The organism is Streptomyces sp. BE303 (assembly GCF_036290945.1).
Lineage (GTDB): Bacteria > Actinomycetota > Actinomycetes > Streptomycetales > Streptomycetaceae > Kitasatospora.
Genome location: NZ_JAQYWZ010000880.1, coordinates 157,916 through 173,443, shown reverse-complemented (window position 1 = coordinate 173,443; position 15,528 = coordinate 157,916). Strand labels below are relative to the sequence as shown.

General features: G+C 73.3%; 14 protein-coding genes. 3 read left to right on the top strand and 11 right to left on the bottom strand.

What is annotated here, in order from left to right; all coding sequences use genetic code 11:
• Nucleotides 1–97 precede the first annotated feature (97 nt).
• A complete protein-coding gene (locus PUR56_RS32055; protein ID WP_329951524.1) occupies nt 98–1,099 on the top strand; it encodes a hypothetical protein in 1,002 nt (333 codons plus the stop codon).
• Nucleotides 1,100–1,208: 109 nt separating this feature from the next.
• On the opposite strand, the gene PUR56_RS32050 is transcribed toward PUR56_RS32055, so the two are convergent.
• From PUR56_RS32050 to PUR56_RS32015, 8 genes are all read right to left on the bottom strand, one after another.
• Complete coding sequence (locus tag PUR56_RS32050) at nt 1,209–1,601, bottom strand: transcriptional regulator (RefSeq protein ID WP_329951523.1); 393 nt, start codon at nt 1,599–1,601, stop codon at nt 1,209–1,211.
• A complete protein-coding gene (locus PUR56_RS32045) occupies nt 1,601–2,077 on the bottom strand; it encodes a hypothetical protein (protein WP_329879007.1) in 477 nt (158 codons plus the stop codon). The genes PUR56_RS32050 and PUR56_RS32045 overlap by 1 nt, the downstream gene beginning before the upstream one ends.
• 157 nt (nt 2,078–2,234) lie before the next feature.
• Nucleotides 2,235–2,786, bottom strand: coding sequence for a ribonuclease domain-containing protein (locus PUR56_RS32040; RefSeq protein WP_329951522.1), 552 nt, complete (start codon nt 2,784–2,786; stop codon nt 2,235–2,237).
• A gap of 364 nt (nt 2,787–3,150) precedes the next feature.
• Entirely contained in the window at nt 3,151–5,859 is a 2,709-nt protein-coding gene (ppdK, locus tag PUR56_RS32035; RefSeq protein WP_329879009.1) for a pyruvate, phosphate dikinase, read from the bottom strand.
• 563 nt (nt 5,860–6,422) lie between these two features.
• Nucleotides 6,423–7,592: a tRNA dihydrouridine synthase DusB gene (gene dusB, locus PUR56_RS32030; protein ID WP_329951521.1), complete on the bottom strand. Its 1,170-nt coding sequence runs from the start codon at nt 7,590–7,592 to the stop codon at nt 6,423–6,425.
• 203 nt (nt 7,593–7,795) lie between these two features.
• Nucleotides 7,796–8,680 (bottom strand): DUF4097 family beta strand repeat-containing protein, encoded by an 885-nt coding sequence (locus tag PUR56_RS32025; protein ID WP_329951520.1) that lies wholly within the window; start codon nt 8,678–8,680, stop codon nt 7,796–7,798.
• A gap of 3 nt (nt 8,681–8,683) precedes the next feature.
• Nucleotides 8,684–9,328, bottom strand: coding sequence for a response regulator transcription factor (locus PUR56_RS32020; RefSeq protein WP_329879012.1), 645 nt, complete (start codon nt 9,326–9,328; stop codon nt 8,684–8,686).
• Nucleotides 9,316–10,545, bottom strand: coding sequence for a sensor histidine kinase (locus PUR56_RS32015; RefSeq protein WP_329951519.1), 1,230 nt, complete (start codon nt 10,543–10,545; stop codon nt 9,316–9,318). The genes PUR56_RS32020 and PUR56_RS32015 overlap by 13 nt, the downstream gene beginning before the upstream one ends.
• Before the next feature lie 134 nt (nt 10,546–10,679).
• On the opposite strand from PUR56_RS32015, the gene PUR56_RS32010 reads away from it, so the two are divergent.
• Entirely contained in the window at nt 10,680–11,330 is a 651-nt protein-coding gene (locus tag PUR56_RS32010; protein WP_329951518.1) for a hypothetical protein, read from the top strand.
• Nucleotides 11,331–11,737: 407 nt separating this feature from the next.
• On the opposite strand, the gene PUR56_RS32005 is transcribed toward PUR56_RS32010, so the two are convergent.
• Nucleotides 11,738–12,685: a helix-turn-helix transcriptional regulator gene (locus PUR56_RS32005; protein WP_329951517.1), complete on the bottom strand. Its 948-nt coding sequence runs from the start codon at nt 12,683–12,685 to the stop codon at nt 11,738–11,740.
• A 101-nt stretch (nt 12,686–12,786) separates the two neighbouring features.
• On the opposite strand from PUR56_RS32005, the gene PUR56_RS32000 reads away from it, so the two are divergent.
• The gene (locus tag PUR56_RS32000) at nt 12,787–14,292 is read left to right on the top strand and encodes an MFS transporter (RefSeq protein ID WP_443034601.1); all 1,506 of its coding nucleotides are present in this window, start codon (nt 12,787–12,789) and stop codon (nt 14,290–14,292) included.
• 190 nt (nt 14,293–14,482) lie between these two features.
• Here the strand turns inward: PUR56_RS32000 and PUR56_RS31995 are convergent, their stop codons facing one another.
• On the bottom strand, nt 14,483–14,749 hold the full coding sequence (locus PUR56_RS31995) for a hypothetical protein (RefSeq protein ID WP_329951516.1): 267 nt from the start codon (nt 14,747–14,749) through the stop codon (nt 14,483–14,485).
• Nucleotides 14,742–15,305: an RNA polymerase sigma factor gene (locus tag PUR56_RS31990; RefSeq protein WP_329879017.1), complete on the bottom strand. Its 564-nt coding sequence runs from the start codon at nt 15,303–15,305 to the stop codon at nt 14,742–14,744. The genes PUR56_RS31995 and PUR56_RS31990 overlap by 8 nt, the downstream gene beginning before the upstream one ends.
• Nucleotides 15,306–15,528 lie beyond the last annotated feature (223 nt).

The following is a 15,528-nucleotide window of genomic DNA, read 5'->3' as shown; positions in this document are numbered from 1 at the left end:
CCGTCCGACCGGTCCTGCGTCAACCCCGCATGACCCATGACTCCCCGCACGGGCGACGTTTCGCATACCGCCGACCCGGGCGGGAAGCACCCCGGGCATGACCCGCGCCATCGGACTCGTCGACCCGCTGCTGCTGCTCGGCGCCGACCAACAGCACATCGTCACCCGTGCACAACTGCACGGGCTCGGCGTCCCGTCCGGCACCATCGCCCACCGCCTGCGGCCGGGCGGACCGTGGCAACAGGTGCTTCCCCGGGTGATCTGCCTGCAGACCGGACGGCTGACCTCCCATCAACGACTGCGCGCGGCACTCGCGTACGCGACGCCCAAGGGCCGGGCGGACGGGCCCGCCGGAGACGTGCTGCTGACCGGCGCGGCCGTCCTGGCCGACGCGGGGCTGCCGTCGGCCGGGCACCCGGCCGACCTGACCTCGGTGGACGTCCTGATCCCGGGCCCACGACGGGTCTCCGACCGGGGGTTCGTGCGGATCCACCGTGCGGCCGGAGCGATGCCGGGCGGGTACGAGCGCGACGACGGGCTCCGGAGCACGACGGTCGCCCGGGCGCTGGCCGACCTCGCACCCCGGGAGAGCGGACGGCGCCGGTTCCGGGCGCTCTGCGCCGAGGCCGTCCAGCGGCGGCACTGCGAACTCGGCGAGCTGCTGGACCAGTTGATGGCCCGGCCGGACGCGCTCGACCTGACCGGGCTGGCCGGGGTGGTGGAGGAACTGGCCGCCGGGGTCCGCTCGGTGGTCGAGGGCGAGGCCCGGGACGCGGTGCGCGGCTCCGGGCTCCCGGAACCGCTCTGGAACCCGGTCCTCCTGCTGGACGGGCGGTTCCTGGCCGTGCCCGACGCCTACTGGCCGCAGGCCTGCGTCGCGCTGGAGATCGACTCCCGGGCCTGGCACCTGCGCCCGGCCGACCACGAGCGGAGCCTGACCCGGGCCAACCGGCTCACCGTGGCCGGCCTGCCGGTGGTCCGCACGACCCCGCTCCAGCTGCGGCGCGACCCGGCGCCCGTGCTGCGGGAGCCGGCCGTGCTGCTCGCCGGGGGACCGCACGGCCCTCGGGCCCGGATCACCTGGCGGCGGGCCCTGTGATCCCGGCGCGGCCGGCCCCACGGGCTGCGCGGAGACGCGGAGATGCGAAGACGCGGAGACGCCCGGCGGCGGCCGACGGCGTACGCAGGGACGGGCAGGGGGCGGCGGGTCAGGAGACGGCAGGCGTGACGTCGGTGGGCGCGGCGTCGGTGGGCGGGGGGACGGTGTCGGCGGGGGCGGTCGCCGTGGTGGCGGCGGTGGCGGCGCCGGCGGCCTCGGCGGCGGCCACCAGGCGCTGGAGTTCCGCGAGGTGCTCGGTGAGGGCCCGCCGACCGGCCCTGGTCGCGACGAGCCAGGTGCGCGGACGCCTGCCGACCGCGCCCTTCCTGACCTTGAGGTAGCCGGCCTGCTCCAACGCGGTCGCGGCCTTGCTGAGCACCGAGTCGGAGACCTCGCAGTGGTCGCGGACGGTGCCGAACTCGGCCTCCGCGCAGGCGCTGAGGAAGGCCAGCACGGTGAGCCTGGTCGGGTGCTGGAGCAGCGGATCGAACGGGGCCGCCATCAGTGGGCCGCCGCGTCGCGCCGGATCCGCTCCGCCAGCCACCCGGTGACCGCCCAGAACGCCGCACCGGCCGCGAGACCGGCGGCCGCACCTATCCAGCGCACACCGCCACCGGCCAGCAGGACCAGGCCCGAGGCGGCCCCGGCCGCGGCGAACACCCCGAGGACGGCCAGCACGATCAGGCCGCCGTAACCGGGAGCCGGCCGGTGCACGATGCCCGCCTCGCGCATCGCGATCCGGGCGAGCGCACCGGTCAGGGCGGCGAAGACCACGCCGAACACGCCGCTCAGCCAGGAGACCCCGGCCCCGATCGCCTGACCGACGCCGGTCCCGTAGACGGTGAACGCCACCGCGAAGGCCGGGCCGTACCAGCCGGGGAGCCGGCCGGAGGCCTGGGCGGCCGCCTTGGCGCGGTCGGCGAGGCGCAGCGCCTCGGCTGCGGGAAGCGCGGGTCGGACGGGCTCGGAGCTGCTCATGGGATCCCCCTGCGGTGCGGCCCTCCGGGAGAGCGCCGTGATGCTCTCACTATGGCATCTACTTTCCGAGCTGGAAAGTACTTTCGCTGGTGGACCGCTCGGCACTGCCCGTCGGCGGCCGGACCGGTCGGCGGCCGGACCGCCGGTGGCGGCACCGTCAGCAGCGGACGTCGATCTCCTGGAAGGTCGCGTAGTGGTCGGCGGTCCAGAACTGCTCGCCGGACTCGCCGGTGACCACGCGACGGGCGCCACGGTCGGCGGAGCCGGGGGTGACGACGGTGAACTCGTGGTAGTAGCCGGAGGTCTTGCGGGGCAGGCGGCTTTCACGGTTCTCGAAGACGATGCCGTCCGAGCGGTACGGGTACGGGCCGCCCTTGGCGATCAGGCCGAGCGTGTCACGGGCCTGGACCGGCAGCCCGGTGCGGCAGACGTCGGCCATCGCCGGGTCGGTCGGCACCCAGGTGCCGGCGGGCGCGGGCGTGCCCGGGGCGGACGCGGTGCCCGCGGGCGGGGACGGCTTCGGTGCGGTGGACCTCGGTGCGGTGGGCCTGGGCCCGGTGGACTTCGGCGTCGCCGGACCGGTCGAGGACGTCACGGAGGCCTCGGGCGTGCTGTCGCCGGCGTCGTCCGACAGGACGTACCCGACTGCGGCGGCGAGCACGCAGAGCAGCACGGCCAGGGCGGTGAACAGGCGGTTTCTGCTGGTCATGGGCCCAGCTTGGCAGCCGCCCGGGCGCGGACCGGGCAACCTCGCGCGTGGCCGCCGACACACCCGCCGGCACCGCTGTTCCGAGGAGGTCTGCGGGGTGAGGGGGTGGCGGGCCCGCCGGCCCGCCCGACCCGCCCGGCCCGGCGGTCGTCCGCTCGCGGTCCGGCCGTGGTGGCCCGGCCGAGGGCCGGCCGAGCCCGGCCGTGGAAAAAGCAGCGGCCGGGACGGGGACGGACGCCGTTGTCCGTTCCCGCCCCGGCCGCCTCACGTACGCCGGTTCTCCTGCGCCGAGCTCCGGTGTACGCCCCTCCCGGGTGGAGGGGATACGGTCAGCGATTCGACCGTGCCGAGGGGCTCAGAGCCCTCAGCGCGAGTCGCTGCCCGCAGTCTCGATGGCGGCGCGGCCTGCCTCCAGACGCGCCACCGGGATCCGGAAGGGGGAGCAGGAGACGTAGTCCAGCCCCACCTCGTGGAAGAAGTGCACCGACTCCGGGTCGCCGCCGTGCTCGCCGCAGACGCCGAGCTTGAGGTCGGGGCGGGTGGCCCGGCCGGCCTCGACGGCGTGCTTGACCAGCGCGCCGACGCCGTCGCGGTCGATGGTCTCGAACGGGGAGACCCCGAAGATGCCCTTCTCCAGGTAGGCCGTGAAGAAGGAGGCCTCGACGTCGTCGCGGGAGAAGCCCCAGACCGTCTGGGTGAGGTCGTTGGTGCCGAAGGAGAAGAACTCGGCGGCCTCGGCGATCTGGCCGGCCGTCACGGCGGCGCGCGGCAGCTCGATCATGGTGCCCAGCTTGATGTCCAGCTGGACGCCGGTGGACTGGGCGACCTCGGCGAGGACGCGCTCGCACTCGTCGCGGACCAGCTCCAGCTCCTGGACGGTGCCGACCAGCGGGATCATCACCTCGGGGCGCGGGTCCCCGCCGGCCAGCTTCCGCTCGGCCGCGGCCTCGGCGATGGCGCGGACCTGCATGCCGAACAGACCGGGGATGACCAGGCCGAGGCGGACTCCACGCAGACCGAGCATCGGGTTCTGCTCGTGCAGCTTGTGCACTGCCTGGAGCAGGCGCAGGTCGTTCTCGTTCGGGTCCTTGCGGGCCTCGGCGAGGGCGACGCGCACCGACAGCTCGGTGATGTCGGGCAGGAACTCGTGCAGCGGCGGGTCGAGCAGCCGGACGGTGACGGGCAGGCCGTCCATCGCCTGGAAGAGCTCCAGGAAGTCGCCCTTCTGCAGCGGCAGCAGGGTGGAGAGCGCGGTCTCGCGGTCCTTGTCGTTGTCCGCGAGGATCAGGTGCTCGACCTCCTTGCGGCGCTCCTCCCCGAGGAACATGTGCTCGGTGCGGCAGAGGCCGATGCCCTGGGCGCCGTACCGGCGGGCGCGCCCGCTGTCCTCGGCGTTGTCCGCGTTGGCACGCACGGCGAGCCGGCGACGGCCGTCGGCGTGCGACATCAGCCGGTGCACGGCCTGGACCAGACCGCCCTGGACGTCGGCGCCCGCGTGCAGGGTGCCCTCGAAGTACTCCACCACCGGGGAGGGGAGCACGGGTACCTCGCCGAGGTAGACCTTGCCGGTCGCGCCGTCGATCGAGACGACGTCGCCCTCCTCCAGCACCAGGCCGTCGGCGGTGGTCATCCGGCGGCGCTTGGTGTCGACCTCCAGCTCCTCGGCCCCGCAGACACAGGTCTTGCCCATGCCGCGGGCGACCACGGCGGCGTGCGAGGTCTTGCCGCCGCGCGAGGTGAGGATGCCCTCGGCGGCGATCATGCCGTCCAGGTCGTCCGGGTTGGTCTCGCGGCGGACGAGGATGACCTTCTCGCCGGAGCGGGACCACTTCACCGCGGTGTAGGAGTCGAAGACGATCTTGCCGATCGCGGCGCCGGGCGAGGCGGCGAGGCCCCAGGCGATCTGCTTGGACGTGGAGTCGGGTGCGAAGCGCGGGAACATCAGCTGCGAGAGCTGGCCGCCGGTGACCCGCATCAGGGCCTCGTCCAGGTCGATCAGGCCCTGGTCGACCAGCTGGACGGCGATCCGGAACGCGGCGGCGGCGGTGCGCTTGCCGACCCGGGTCTGCAGCATCCAGAGCTTGCCGCGCTCGATGGTGAACTCGATGTCGCAGAGGTCGAGGTAGTGGTTCTCGAGCTTCTGCATGATCGCCATGAGCTCGTCGTACGACTTCTTGTCGAGCTTCTCCAGCTCGGCCAACGGCAGGGTGTTGCGGATGCCGGCGACGACGTCCTCGCCCTGCGCGTTGGAGAGGTAGTCGCCGTAGACGCCCTGGGTGCCGGTGGAGGGGTCACGGGTGAAGGCGACACCGGTGCCGGAGTCCTCGCCGAGGTTGCCGAAGACCATGCTGCAGACGTTGACCGCGGTGCCCAGGTCGTTCGGGATGCGCTCCTGGCGGCGGTAGAGGCGCGCCCGGTCGCCGTTCCAGGAGTGGAAGACGGCGTGGATCGCGAGGTCCATCTGCTCGCGCGGGTCCTGCGGGAAGGCCCGGCCGGTCTCGCGCTCGACGATCGCCTTGAACACCTCGACGAGCTGCCGGAGGTCGGCGCCGTCCAGGTCGAGGTCGTTGGTGGTGCCCTTCGCGTGCTTGGCCTCGTCCAGGGCCTCCTCGAACAGCTCGCCGTCGACGCCCAGCACGGTCTTGCCGAACATCTGGACCAGGCGACGGTAGGAGTCCCAGGCGAACCGCTCGTTGCCGGACTGCGCGACCAGGCCGACCACGGAGGCGTCGGAGAGGCCGATGTTCAGGACCGTGTCCATCATGCCGGGCATGGAGAACTTGGCGCCCGAGCGGACCGAGACGAGCAGCGGGTCGTCGGCCTGGCCGAGCTTCTTGCCCATCTCCTGCTCAAGGGCGTCCAGGTGGGCGCCGATCTCCTCGTGGAGGGAGGCGGGCTCGCTGCCGGTCTCCAGGAAGACCTTGCAGGCCTCGGTGGTGATGGTGAACCCCGGAGGGACGGGGAGCCCCAGGTTGGTCATCTCGGCCAGGTTCGCGCCCTTGCCGCCGAGAAGGTCCTTGAGGTCCTTGTTTCCTTCAGTGAAGGAGTAAACAAACTTCTGCTGGGACGACACGGGTCGGTCTCCTCGCACACGGTTGCCCTGACGCCGGAGAACATACCCATTTCGAAGGCACTTCTGCGCCGCCAATAGGCCGTACGAGGCTGGTACCCAGGGGTAACCCGATAGATCGAATGCACCTAAAGGCGTTCACCTCTGTTGGCGAAATCGTCCGGATGACGCGAGCTAGTGTTCAAGTCTTGAACGCTACGAAACAGGAAGATCACACAGGCGGGACGCAGGGTAGCGGTCGGCCGTGCAAGCTGACGCCTCGGCTTGATTTCCTGCACCCTGAGCGCGCGATCCGCCGCCACCCCCTTCGGGAAGCGATTCGCCGGCGACTTGTTCATTTCGTCCTGTCGGCCGCCTTCTACCGGCACCGTATGTGGCAAGCGTCACCAGCGCATCTCACCGCTTGAGCGTAGACCGGATCCGCCGATCGTCGCACTCCGTCCAGAAACGTGCTCTCTCCGTGATGTTCGGTTGCCAAAAGGGAGCCCTCTTGGCCAGATTGGCCAAGAGGGCTGGGACAGGGTGGCGAGAGGCCTTCGAGGGGCCATTTCGCCGCTATGGACAGATCATCCGCCAGATGTGTCCGATTCGGCGTCTACACCCGGGCGGGCGCAGTCATACGGATCGTCCAACCATCCCTCGGGCAGAACCACCCGGTTGTTGCCGCTCGTCCGTCCGCGGGGGCCGTCGGCACCGGCCGGCCAGGCCTGCGACTGCTCCACCAGGGCGAGGGTTTCGGCCAGTTCGGCCAGGGAGGAGGAATTGGCGAGCTTCACGCGAAGCTCCGAACCGACCGAGAAGCCCTTGGTGTACCAGGCGACGTGCTTGCGGAAGTCGATCACACCGCGGGCCTCGTCGCCCAGCCACTCACCGAGCAGCTGCGCGTGGCGGACCATCGCCCGCGCCACGTCGGCGAAGGTCGGACGGGCGTAGTCCACCTCGCCCTCGAAGATCGACACCAGGTCCCGGAACAGCCACGGACGGCCCAGGCAACCGCGCCCGACCACCACACCGTCGCAACCGGTCTCGCGCATCATCCGCAGCGCGTCGTCCGCCGACCAGATGTCCCCGTTGCCGAGCACCGGGACGTCCGCCGGAACGGCCTCGCGCAGTCGGGCGATCGCCGACCAGTCCGCGGTGCCGCCGTAGTGCTGGGCGGCGGTGCGCCCGTGCAGGGCGATCGCCGACACGCCCTCCTCCGCGCCGATCCGCCCGGCGTCGAGGAAGGTGAGGTGGTCGTCGTCAATGCCCTTGCGCATCTTCATGGTCACCGGGAGGTCGCCGGCGTTGGCCACGGCCTCACGGAGGATCTCGCGCAACAGGTTGCGCTTGTACGGCAGCGCCGAGCCGCCGCCCTTGCGGGTCACCTTGGGGACGGGGCAGCCGAAGTTCAGGTCGATGTGGTCGGCCAGGCCCTCGTCGGCGATCATCCGCGCCGCCTTGCCGACGGTCACCGGGTCCACGCCGTACAGCTGGATCGAGCGGGGCTTCTCGCTCGGGTCGAACTTGATCAGCTGCATGGTCTTGGCGTTGCGCTCCACCAGAGCCCGCGTGGTGATCATCTCGGAGACGTACAGCCCCTTGCCGCCGCTCTGCTCACGGCAGAGGGTGCGGAACGGCGCGTTGGTGATGCCGGCCATCGGCGCCAGCACGACGGGCGGCCAGACCTGCATCGGACCGATGTTCAGCGGCGCGAACTCGGTGCTGGTCGCGGTGGGTGCGGGCGTGACTGTCATGCGCGGCTGACCTCGGGGAAGGGGGTTCGGGACTCTTCATTGTCCCCCACCCGGCGGACGGGACCGGGAGTAGGCCGCCGCGGGGCCCGGACGGCCGGCGGACGGCGGCGTTGGCGGAGCCCCCGTGGCCGGGCCGCGGGCCGCGGGCCGCGGGCCGCGAGACACGGGCCGCGGGGGCACGAGCTGCGGGGGCACGGGCCGGGTCAGCCGCCCGACGCGCCGGGAGAGGAGAGGACCGTCACCGAACCGGAGGTCACCGAGACACGGACCTGGTTGGTGCTGGACTGGTCGGCCAGCAGCGGATCGATGTGGCGGCTCCCCGAGACGGTGCCCCCGTTGAAGCGGTAGACCGAACCGCGCGGCAGGCCCAGGGTCACCGACCCCGACGTGGCGCCGATGTCCACGGTGCGCGGCGCCTGGGCGAAGGAGAGGTCGACCGAGCCCGAGGTCGCCCTCACCTCCACCGCGGCGGAGGTGAGACCGGCGCCCTTCACCGCACCGGAGGTGGTGCCGGCGACCACCGGGCCGGAGAGGTCGGCCAGCAGGATCGACCCCGAGGTGGAATCCAGCCGGACCTCCCCCGTCACCCCCCGCACGGACAGGCTGCCGGAGGATCCCGTGCCCTCCACCGAGACACCGACCGGCACCTCCAGCTCGATCTCCGCGCCGCAGCCGAGCTTCGCCACCGGCATCACCTGGCTGCAGCGCATCTCCACCCTGAGGTCGCCGCGGTCGAAGAGCACCGAGATGACGGGCGGTCTGATCATCCAGTCCAGCTCCTGGCGGACCACCACCTCGCCCTCCCGCCCCGGACTGATCCGGACCGTCGCCGAACCGGTGTCCAGCACCACCTTGCTCACCGCCACCGGGTAGGACTTCTCCGACTCCGTCCGCTGCTGCACCGCCATCGCCCAGGTCTGTACCGCGCCGATGACCAGCGTCACGGCCAGAGCCAGGACGCCGAGCACCCGCCACATCCGGTGCACCCGCCTCCCGGTGCCGTTCCCCGTCCCCTTCTCCCTTGGCTCGCGCTGCTCGTGCTGCTCGTGCTGCTCTCGTTGCTCCTGGTCGCGCCGCCTCCCCGCCATGGACTACCCGACCTCCAGGAACCGCAGCACCGCCAGCACCCGGCGGTGGCTGTCGTCGGCCGGCGGCAGGTCGAGCTTGGCGAAGATCGAGTTGATGTGCTTGGCCACCGCGCTGTCGCTGACCACAAGAGCGGCAGCGATCGCGGTGTTCGACCGGCCCTCCGCCATCAGGCCCAGCACGTCCCGCTCCCGCGGGGTCAGCCGCTCCAGCGGATCGCGGTGACGGCGGACCAGCAGCTGGGCGACCACCTCCGGGTCGAGCGCGGTACCGCCGTCGGCGACCCGCTGCAGCGCGTCCACGAAGTCGTCCACGTTGGCCACCCGCTGTTTGAGCAGGTATCCGACCCCGCTGGTGTTGGTGGCCAGCAGATCGGCGGCGTACCGCTCCTCCACGAACTGGGAGAGCAGCAGCACCGCCACCTCCGGCCACTGCCGGCGGATCAGCAGTGCGGCCCGGACGCCCTCGTCGCTGTAGCCCGGCGGCATCCGTACGTCCGCCACCACCACCCCCGGGCGGTGCTCCTCCACCGCGGCGAGCAGTGCCTCGGCGTCCCCGACCGCGGCGACCACCTCGAAGCCCACCGCCTCCAGCACCTTGACGAGGCCGACCCTGAGCAGGACCGAGTCCTCGGCGATCACAGCACGCACGGCAACTCCACGGAGATGGTGGTCGGGCCCCCGAGGGGGCTGAGAACGGAAAGGGTGCCGTCGACCGAGGCGGTGCGCTTGCGCAGACCGGTCAGCCCGGTGCCCCGCGAGGCGTCCGCCCCGCCGACGCCGTCGTCGCTGACGACCAACCGCAGCCGACCGCCGGCCGTCCGCACCGAGAGCTGCACCCGGGAGGCCTTGGCGTGCTTGGCGACGTTGGTCAGCGCCTCGGAGACGGTGAAGTAGGCGACCGCCTCGACGGTCGGCGCTATGTACTCGGCCAGGTCGACGTCCACCCGCACCGGGAGCGGGGCGCGGGCCGCGATACCGGAGAGTGCCGCGTCCAGGCCGCGGTCCTCCAGGACCGCCGGGTGCAGGCCGCGGACGAGGTCGCGCAGCTCGTCGATGGCCGCCTGGGCCTCCTCGTGCGCCTCGACGATCACCTGCATGGCCTCGGGCGGGACGTCCTTGAGCGTGCGCCGGGCCAGGCCCAGGTTCATCGCGAGCGAGGTGAGGCGCTGCTGGGTGCCGTCGTGCAGGTCGCGCTCGATCCGGCGGCGTTCCGCGTCGACGGCGTCCACCAGGCCGGCCCGGCTCTCGACCACCTCCTCGATCCGGTGCTCCAGTGCCTCCGCCCGACCCGGCCCGAGCAACCGCACCGCCGCGACCTTCTCCAGCCGGGCCAGCAGGGCCACCGCCCAGGGCAGCACGGCGAGGATCACGAGACCGCCCACGGTGAGCGGGACGTCCAGCTGGAACCACTTCTGCCGGACCGGGGTGGAGTGCGGCATCAGCCAGGCCCAGCCGAACACGGTGCTCGCCACCAGGGCCGCGCCCCAGGCGTACACGGCCCCCATCGCACCGACGGCGAGCAGGGGGCCGGCCACCAGGTGGTAGCCGACCTGACGCCAGCTGACCCCGGTGCGCAGCCTCGTCAGGAGGCCGGACGGGACGCCGACCGGCCGCAGCAGCGGGCGCACCTCCACGCCGCGCAGCACCCGCAGTCGGCTGCGCTGGGCGGTCGTCAGCGGGCGCAGGCAGAGCAGGACCAGACCCAGGAGGAGGAAGGTCAGTTTCGGTGTCACGGCGGCGGTCAGGACCGGGAGGGCCGGCGGGATGCCGGAGGCGATGAAGAGGGTGTCACGCCGGGCGGCGGCCGACCACGGGGGGCGGGCGGCGCCCCTGGCGAGCGCGCGGCGCAGCGTCGTGGAGGGCATGGCCGACAGCCTAGGGCGGCATGATCGTCACCCACCATGAAGGGGGCTGCCGAGAAAGGGTGTACCTGGGTACACCCTCGATTCGGTTCGGCGCACTACCGACAGCGACGCCCGCCGACGCCACGCTTGTCGGTATGACGAGCCTCGCACCGCACTCCGCCCACCCGCCACACGGGTACCCCGTCTGCTGCCCGGCCCATTCCGCCGCGGCCGCCGTCGCCGAGGGGCGGCTGCCGGTCGGGCCGACCGGTGACCTGCCGGGCGTGCCCGTCGGCCCGGCCGGGCCGTGGTCGGTGCGCAGCGTGCGGGCGGGCCGGAGCCGTGGCCGGACGGCCCTGGAGGTCTACGAGTACGGCGAGTTGGTGGACGTGCTCGTCGCGTCCCGGCTCGGCGCCGGGCTGCTGCGCGGCGCCCGGTGCTGGACGGTCCCCGGGCCGGGCGGCCGTGGCGGCGCCGGGCGGTTCGCGGGCAGCGGCAGGCGCCGGGTCCGGCACGGGCTGGCCTGGGGGCGGCTGCCGCGCGGCGGCGCGGCGCCGTCCGTCGGGTTCACCGCCGCCCCGGCCGCCGGGCGACTGCTGCGCCGGCCGGGGCGGTCGGCCCCGGTCGTCGAGGTGGCCGAGGTGGTCACGGTGGCCGGACAGTTGTGGCTGGCCTGGGCCGAGGGGGTGTTCGGCGGCGTGCTCGTCGAGACGCCGGACGGCGCCGCGTCCGAACGACGGCCACTGGAGCGGGTCCGCCACCGGGCCGGGGCGGACGCCCTCGCCGAGTGCGGAGGTGCCGGATGAGCGCCGTCCTCCCCGTCCGGCCGGGAGGTCTGCCCCGGTGGTCCCTCCACCTCGCCGTCGGCGCCCGCACCCGCGCCCGCGCCGAGCGGGTACCGGCGATCGCCGCGCTGGCGCTGCTGCCCTGGCTGGCCGTGCTCGTGGCCGCCGGCGAGCCGGTCTGGGTCGTCCTCGACCTGCTCGAACTCGCCGCCCTGCTCAGGCTGGACGCCTCGCTGCGCCAACGCGGCCGGGCCGCCGCACGGCCCGCGACCGCGGTGACCCTGCTGCTCACCACCGACGCCCTGCTCGATCTCGCCACCGCCGGCCCCGGCCACGAGACGCTCGTCGCGCTGATGATGGCCGGCTGCGTCGAACTGCCGCTGGCCGCCCTCTGTCTGGCCCTCGGACGGGCGCGGGCCGCCGACCGGTCAAAGCGTCCCGACCACCGCCGCCCTGGTCGCCGCCGTCCGGGTCGCCGCCGTCCGGGTCGGGAGCCGGGCCGTCAGCGCGCGGGTCTCCTCGTCCCGAGGTGTGTAGACGACCATGCGCGGTCCCTGGCCCGGGCCGAGCCAGAGGCTCGTGTACTCGTAGCTCAGCAGCCCGACCTCCGGCACGAGGAAGCGCTTCAGCCCGTTGCCCGGCCGCAGGACGTCGTGCCGCTGCCAGGCCGCGTCGAAGTCCGGAGAGGCCTTGCGGAGCCGGCAGAGCAGCGTCCGCCAGGCGGGCTCGGAGGTGTGCTCGCCCATGCCCGAGCGGAACCGGGCCACCATGACGTCCCGCTCGTACTCGTGGTCGACCAGCACGTCGCGGAACCGCGAGGGGGTGAAGGCCAGCCACATCAGGTTGCGGTCCTCGTGCGGCAGCGCGCCCAGGTCGCCCACGATCCCGGCGTACGGCGCGTTGTGGGCGAGTACGTCGTAACGGGAGTTGATCACCGCGGCCGGGTAGGGGGCCAACTGGTCCAGGGCCGTCCGCACGCCCGGTGTCACGGTCGGGCACTCCACCACCGGCGTCGGATCCTCGGCACCGGCCAGCGCGAACAGGTGGGCCCGCTCGCTCGGATCGAGGAGCAGAGCGCGGGCCACCGCGTCCAGCACCTGGACGGACACCTGGATGGCCCGCCCCTGCTCCAGCCACGTGTACCAGGTCACCCCGACCGCGGCGAGCTGCGCCACCTCCTCGCGGCGCAGGCCCGGAGTCCGACGGCGGCCGGTCATCGGCAGGCCCACCTGCTCCGGGGCGATCCGCTCGCGACGGCTGCGCAGGAAGGCCGCCAGCTCGTGGCGGCGAGCGTCGGCGGCAGGTACCTTGCCCGTGTTCGCGGCGGCCGTACCGCCGGTGGCCGTACCGGTCGGGGCGGCAGTCGTCAGGCTCATCCCCCCAGCATGCGCCACCCGCCATCCTGTTGCCAGGTACTCCTTATACCTGGATAAGCACACTCTGGTACCAGGGTCCGGCGCGTCGGATCGTATGACTCGTGACCCACCAACTCACCGTCGCCAAGTCCACCGCCGCCGCCCTCCCGGCATCCGCCCGCCCCGCCGCCCCGGCCGACGCCGTCTCCACAGCCACCGCGTCCAGGGCCACCGTCTCCTCCGCCCACTCCGCACTCGGCACCGCCGGACTGGTCACCGTCCTGCTCGGGGCATTCCTCCCGATGCTGGACTTCTTCATCGTCAACGTCGCCCTGCCGACCATCGACCACGACCTCGCCGCCGGCCCCGCCGTCCTGGAACTGGTCGCGGCCGGGTACGGCATCGCCTTCGCCGTGCTGCTGGTCCTCGGCGGCCGGCTCGGCGACATCTACGGTCGTCGCCGCCTCTTCGTCGTCGGTGCCGCGACCTTCGCGGTCACCTCGCTCGCCTGCGGACTCGCTCCCGGTGCCTGGACGCTGGTCGCCGCCCGCGCCGCCCAGGGGGGCTCGGCCGCCCTGCTGGTCCCCCAGGTCCTCGGCACCATCACCGCCGCCACCCACGGCGCCCGGCGCGGCCGCGCACTCTCCGTCTACGGCGCGGTCGCGGGCATCTCGGTGGTGATCGGCCAGGTCCTCGGCGGAATCCTGGTCGCCGCCGACCTCTTCGGCACCGGCTGGCGCTCGGTCTTCCTCCTGAACGTCCCCTTCGCCCTGCTCACCGTCGGCCTCGCCTTCCGTTACGTCCCGGAGAGCCGGGCCGAGCAGGCCGCCAAGGTCGACATCGCCGGCACCGTCCTGCTCACCGCCACCATGCTCGCCCTGCTGGTCCCCCTGATGGAGGGCCGCGCCGCCGGTTGGCCGCTGTGGTCCTGGCTGCTGCTGGCGCTGTCGCCCGTCCTCGCCACCGCGTTCGTCCTGGTCGAGCTGCGGGCCGAACGGCGCGGCGGCTCCCCGCTGGTGCCGCCCACCCTGCTGCGCATCCCCGAGATGCGGCGCGGCCTCGGTATCGCCCTCCCCTACTTCGGCGGCTTCGGCGGCTTCATGTTCGTCATCGCCGTCGCCCTCCAGCAGGGCCTCCACCTCGGCCCGGTCGCGGCCGGCTGGGCGCTGGTCCCGATGGCCGTCGGCTACTTCACCGCCTCGCTCGCCGGTCCTCGTCTGATCGGCCGCTTCGGCAGCCGCGTCCTCACCGCCGGCGCCGTCGTCCAGGCGGTCGGCCTCGCCACCCTGGCCGTGACCGTCCTCGCCGACTGGTCGCACTTCTCCCCGCTCCGGATGGCCCCCGGCGTCGCGCTCGCCGGCATCGGCCAGGGCCTGATCGGCACCCCGCTCTTCCGCGTCATCCTCTCCAAGGTCCCCGCCGACCGGGCCGGCGTCGGCAGCGGCGTCCTCGCCACCAGCCAGCAGTCCAGCCTGGCGCTCGGCGTCGCCACCCTCGGCACCCTCTACCTCGCCCTCTCCCCGACGCTGGGCCTCGACCGCGCCCTCGCCCTCTGCCTGGGCATCCAGCTCCTCGGTTCCTTCGCCATCCTCTGCCTCACCCTCCGTCTCCCCCGCTCCATCGGATGACGGTGGACGACCGGGTTCGGCGGCGCCTCGTAGCGGCGTGCCCGCCTGCCTCGGCGGAGGCGGGCACGCGGCTGTGAGACCACCCAAGCCGCGCCGCCCTCCTCCGCGCAGCCCTCCTCCGTGCCGCCCCTCCTCACCGTCCCTCCTCTTCGCCGTCCCTTCTCCTCGCCGCTTTCTCCGACCGCCGCGCTCAGCCCGGTCGCCCGGAGGTGAGCGTGCAGCTCCCGTCCGCGCAGGAGCGCTTCAAGCGGCCCCGCGAGACGGTCTCCAGCAGCCCGATCGTCCAGCACATCGGGCAGCCCCGCAGGGCGAGCACACCGACCGGGAGGAGCAGCAGGGCGACCGGTCCGACCACCGGGACCAGCGCGAACGCGCCGACCAGCGAGCCGAAACCCACCGCACCGCGCAGCAGATGACGGGGCAGCGAGGCGCTCGCGAAGTCCGGACGGTCAGTCATCGCCACCTCCCGCAGGAGACCGGGCAGCGTCCCACAACGACTGCCGGACCGCCGCGCGGGCACGGTGCAGCCGCGACTTCATCGCGGCGCCGCTCAGGCCCAGCGCATCGGCGACCGTCCGCCCGCTGAGACCCTGCACGTCCCGCATGACCAGGACGCGCCGCTGGTCGTCCGGGAGCGCGGCGATCGCCGCCGCCACCCGGCCGGCCTCCAGGCGGTTCAACACCTCGTCCTCGGCCGACACGGCGACGGCCTCCTCCACCTGCGGCCGGTCCCGCAGCAGCGTGCGTGCCCGGCGCAGGCACTCGTTGCGGACGATCCGGAAGGTCCACGACGCGAGCGCACCGGACGCCCGCAGCATCCCGATCTTCCGGTACAGGATGATCAGCGCCTCCTGCGCCGCGTCCTCGGCGTCCTGCGGCGAGGCGCAGAGCGACCGCGCGAACCGCTGCACGTGCGGGTGCGCACCCGACACCAGCGCGGCGAGCGAATCGACGTCGCCCCGCTGCGCCGCGCGGACCAGCACCTCCCCAGGCCAGGCGGCGGACTCAGCCACGGCCCCGCCCCCGCTTCCGCAGCACGACCACGCTGCACGTGCACAGCAGCACCACGACGACACCGACAGCGATTCCCACGACCACGACGACCTCCCAAGTCCTGCTCCGACGCCTGTCCGAACGTCCGTCCGTCCGTCGAAGACATTCATAGGAGAGCCGCCGCCGGTCAAAGGATTCTGCCCCGCCCCCACTTTCTTTCCGGCCGCGTCCCGCCCGCCGACG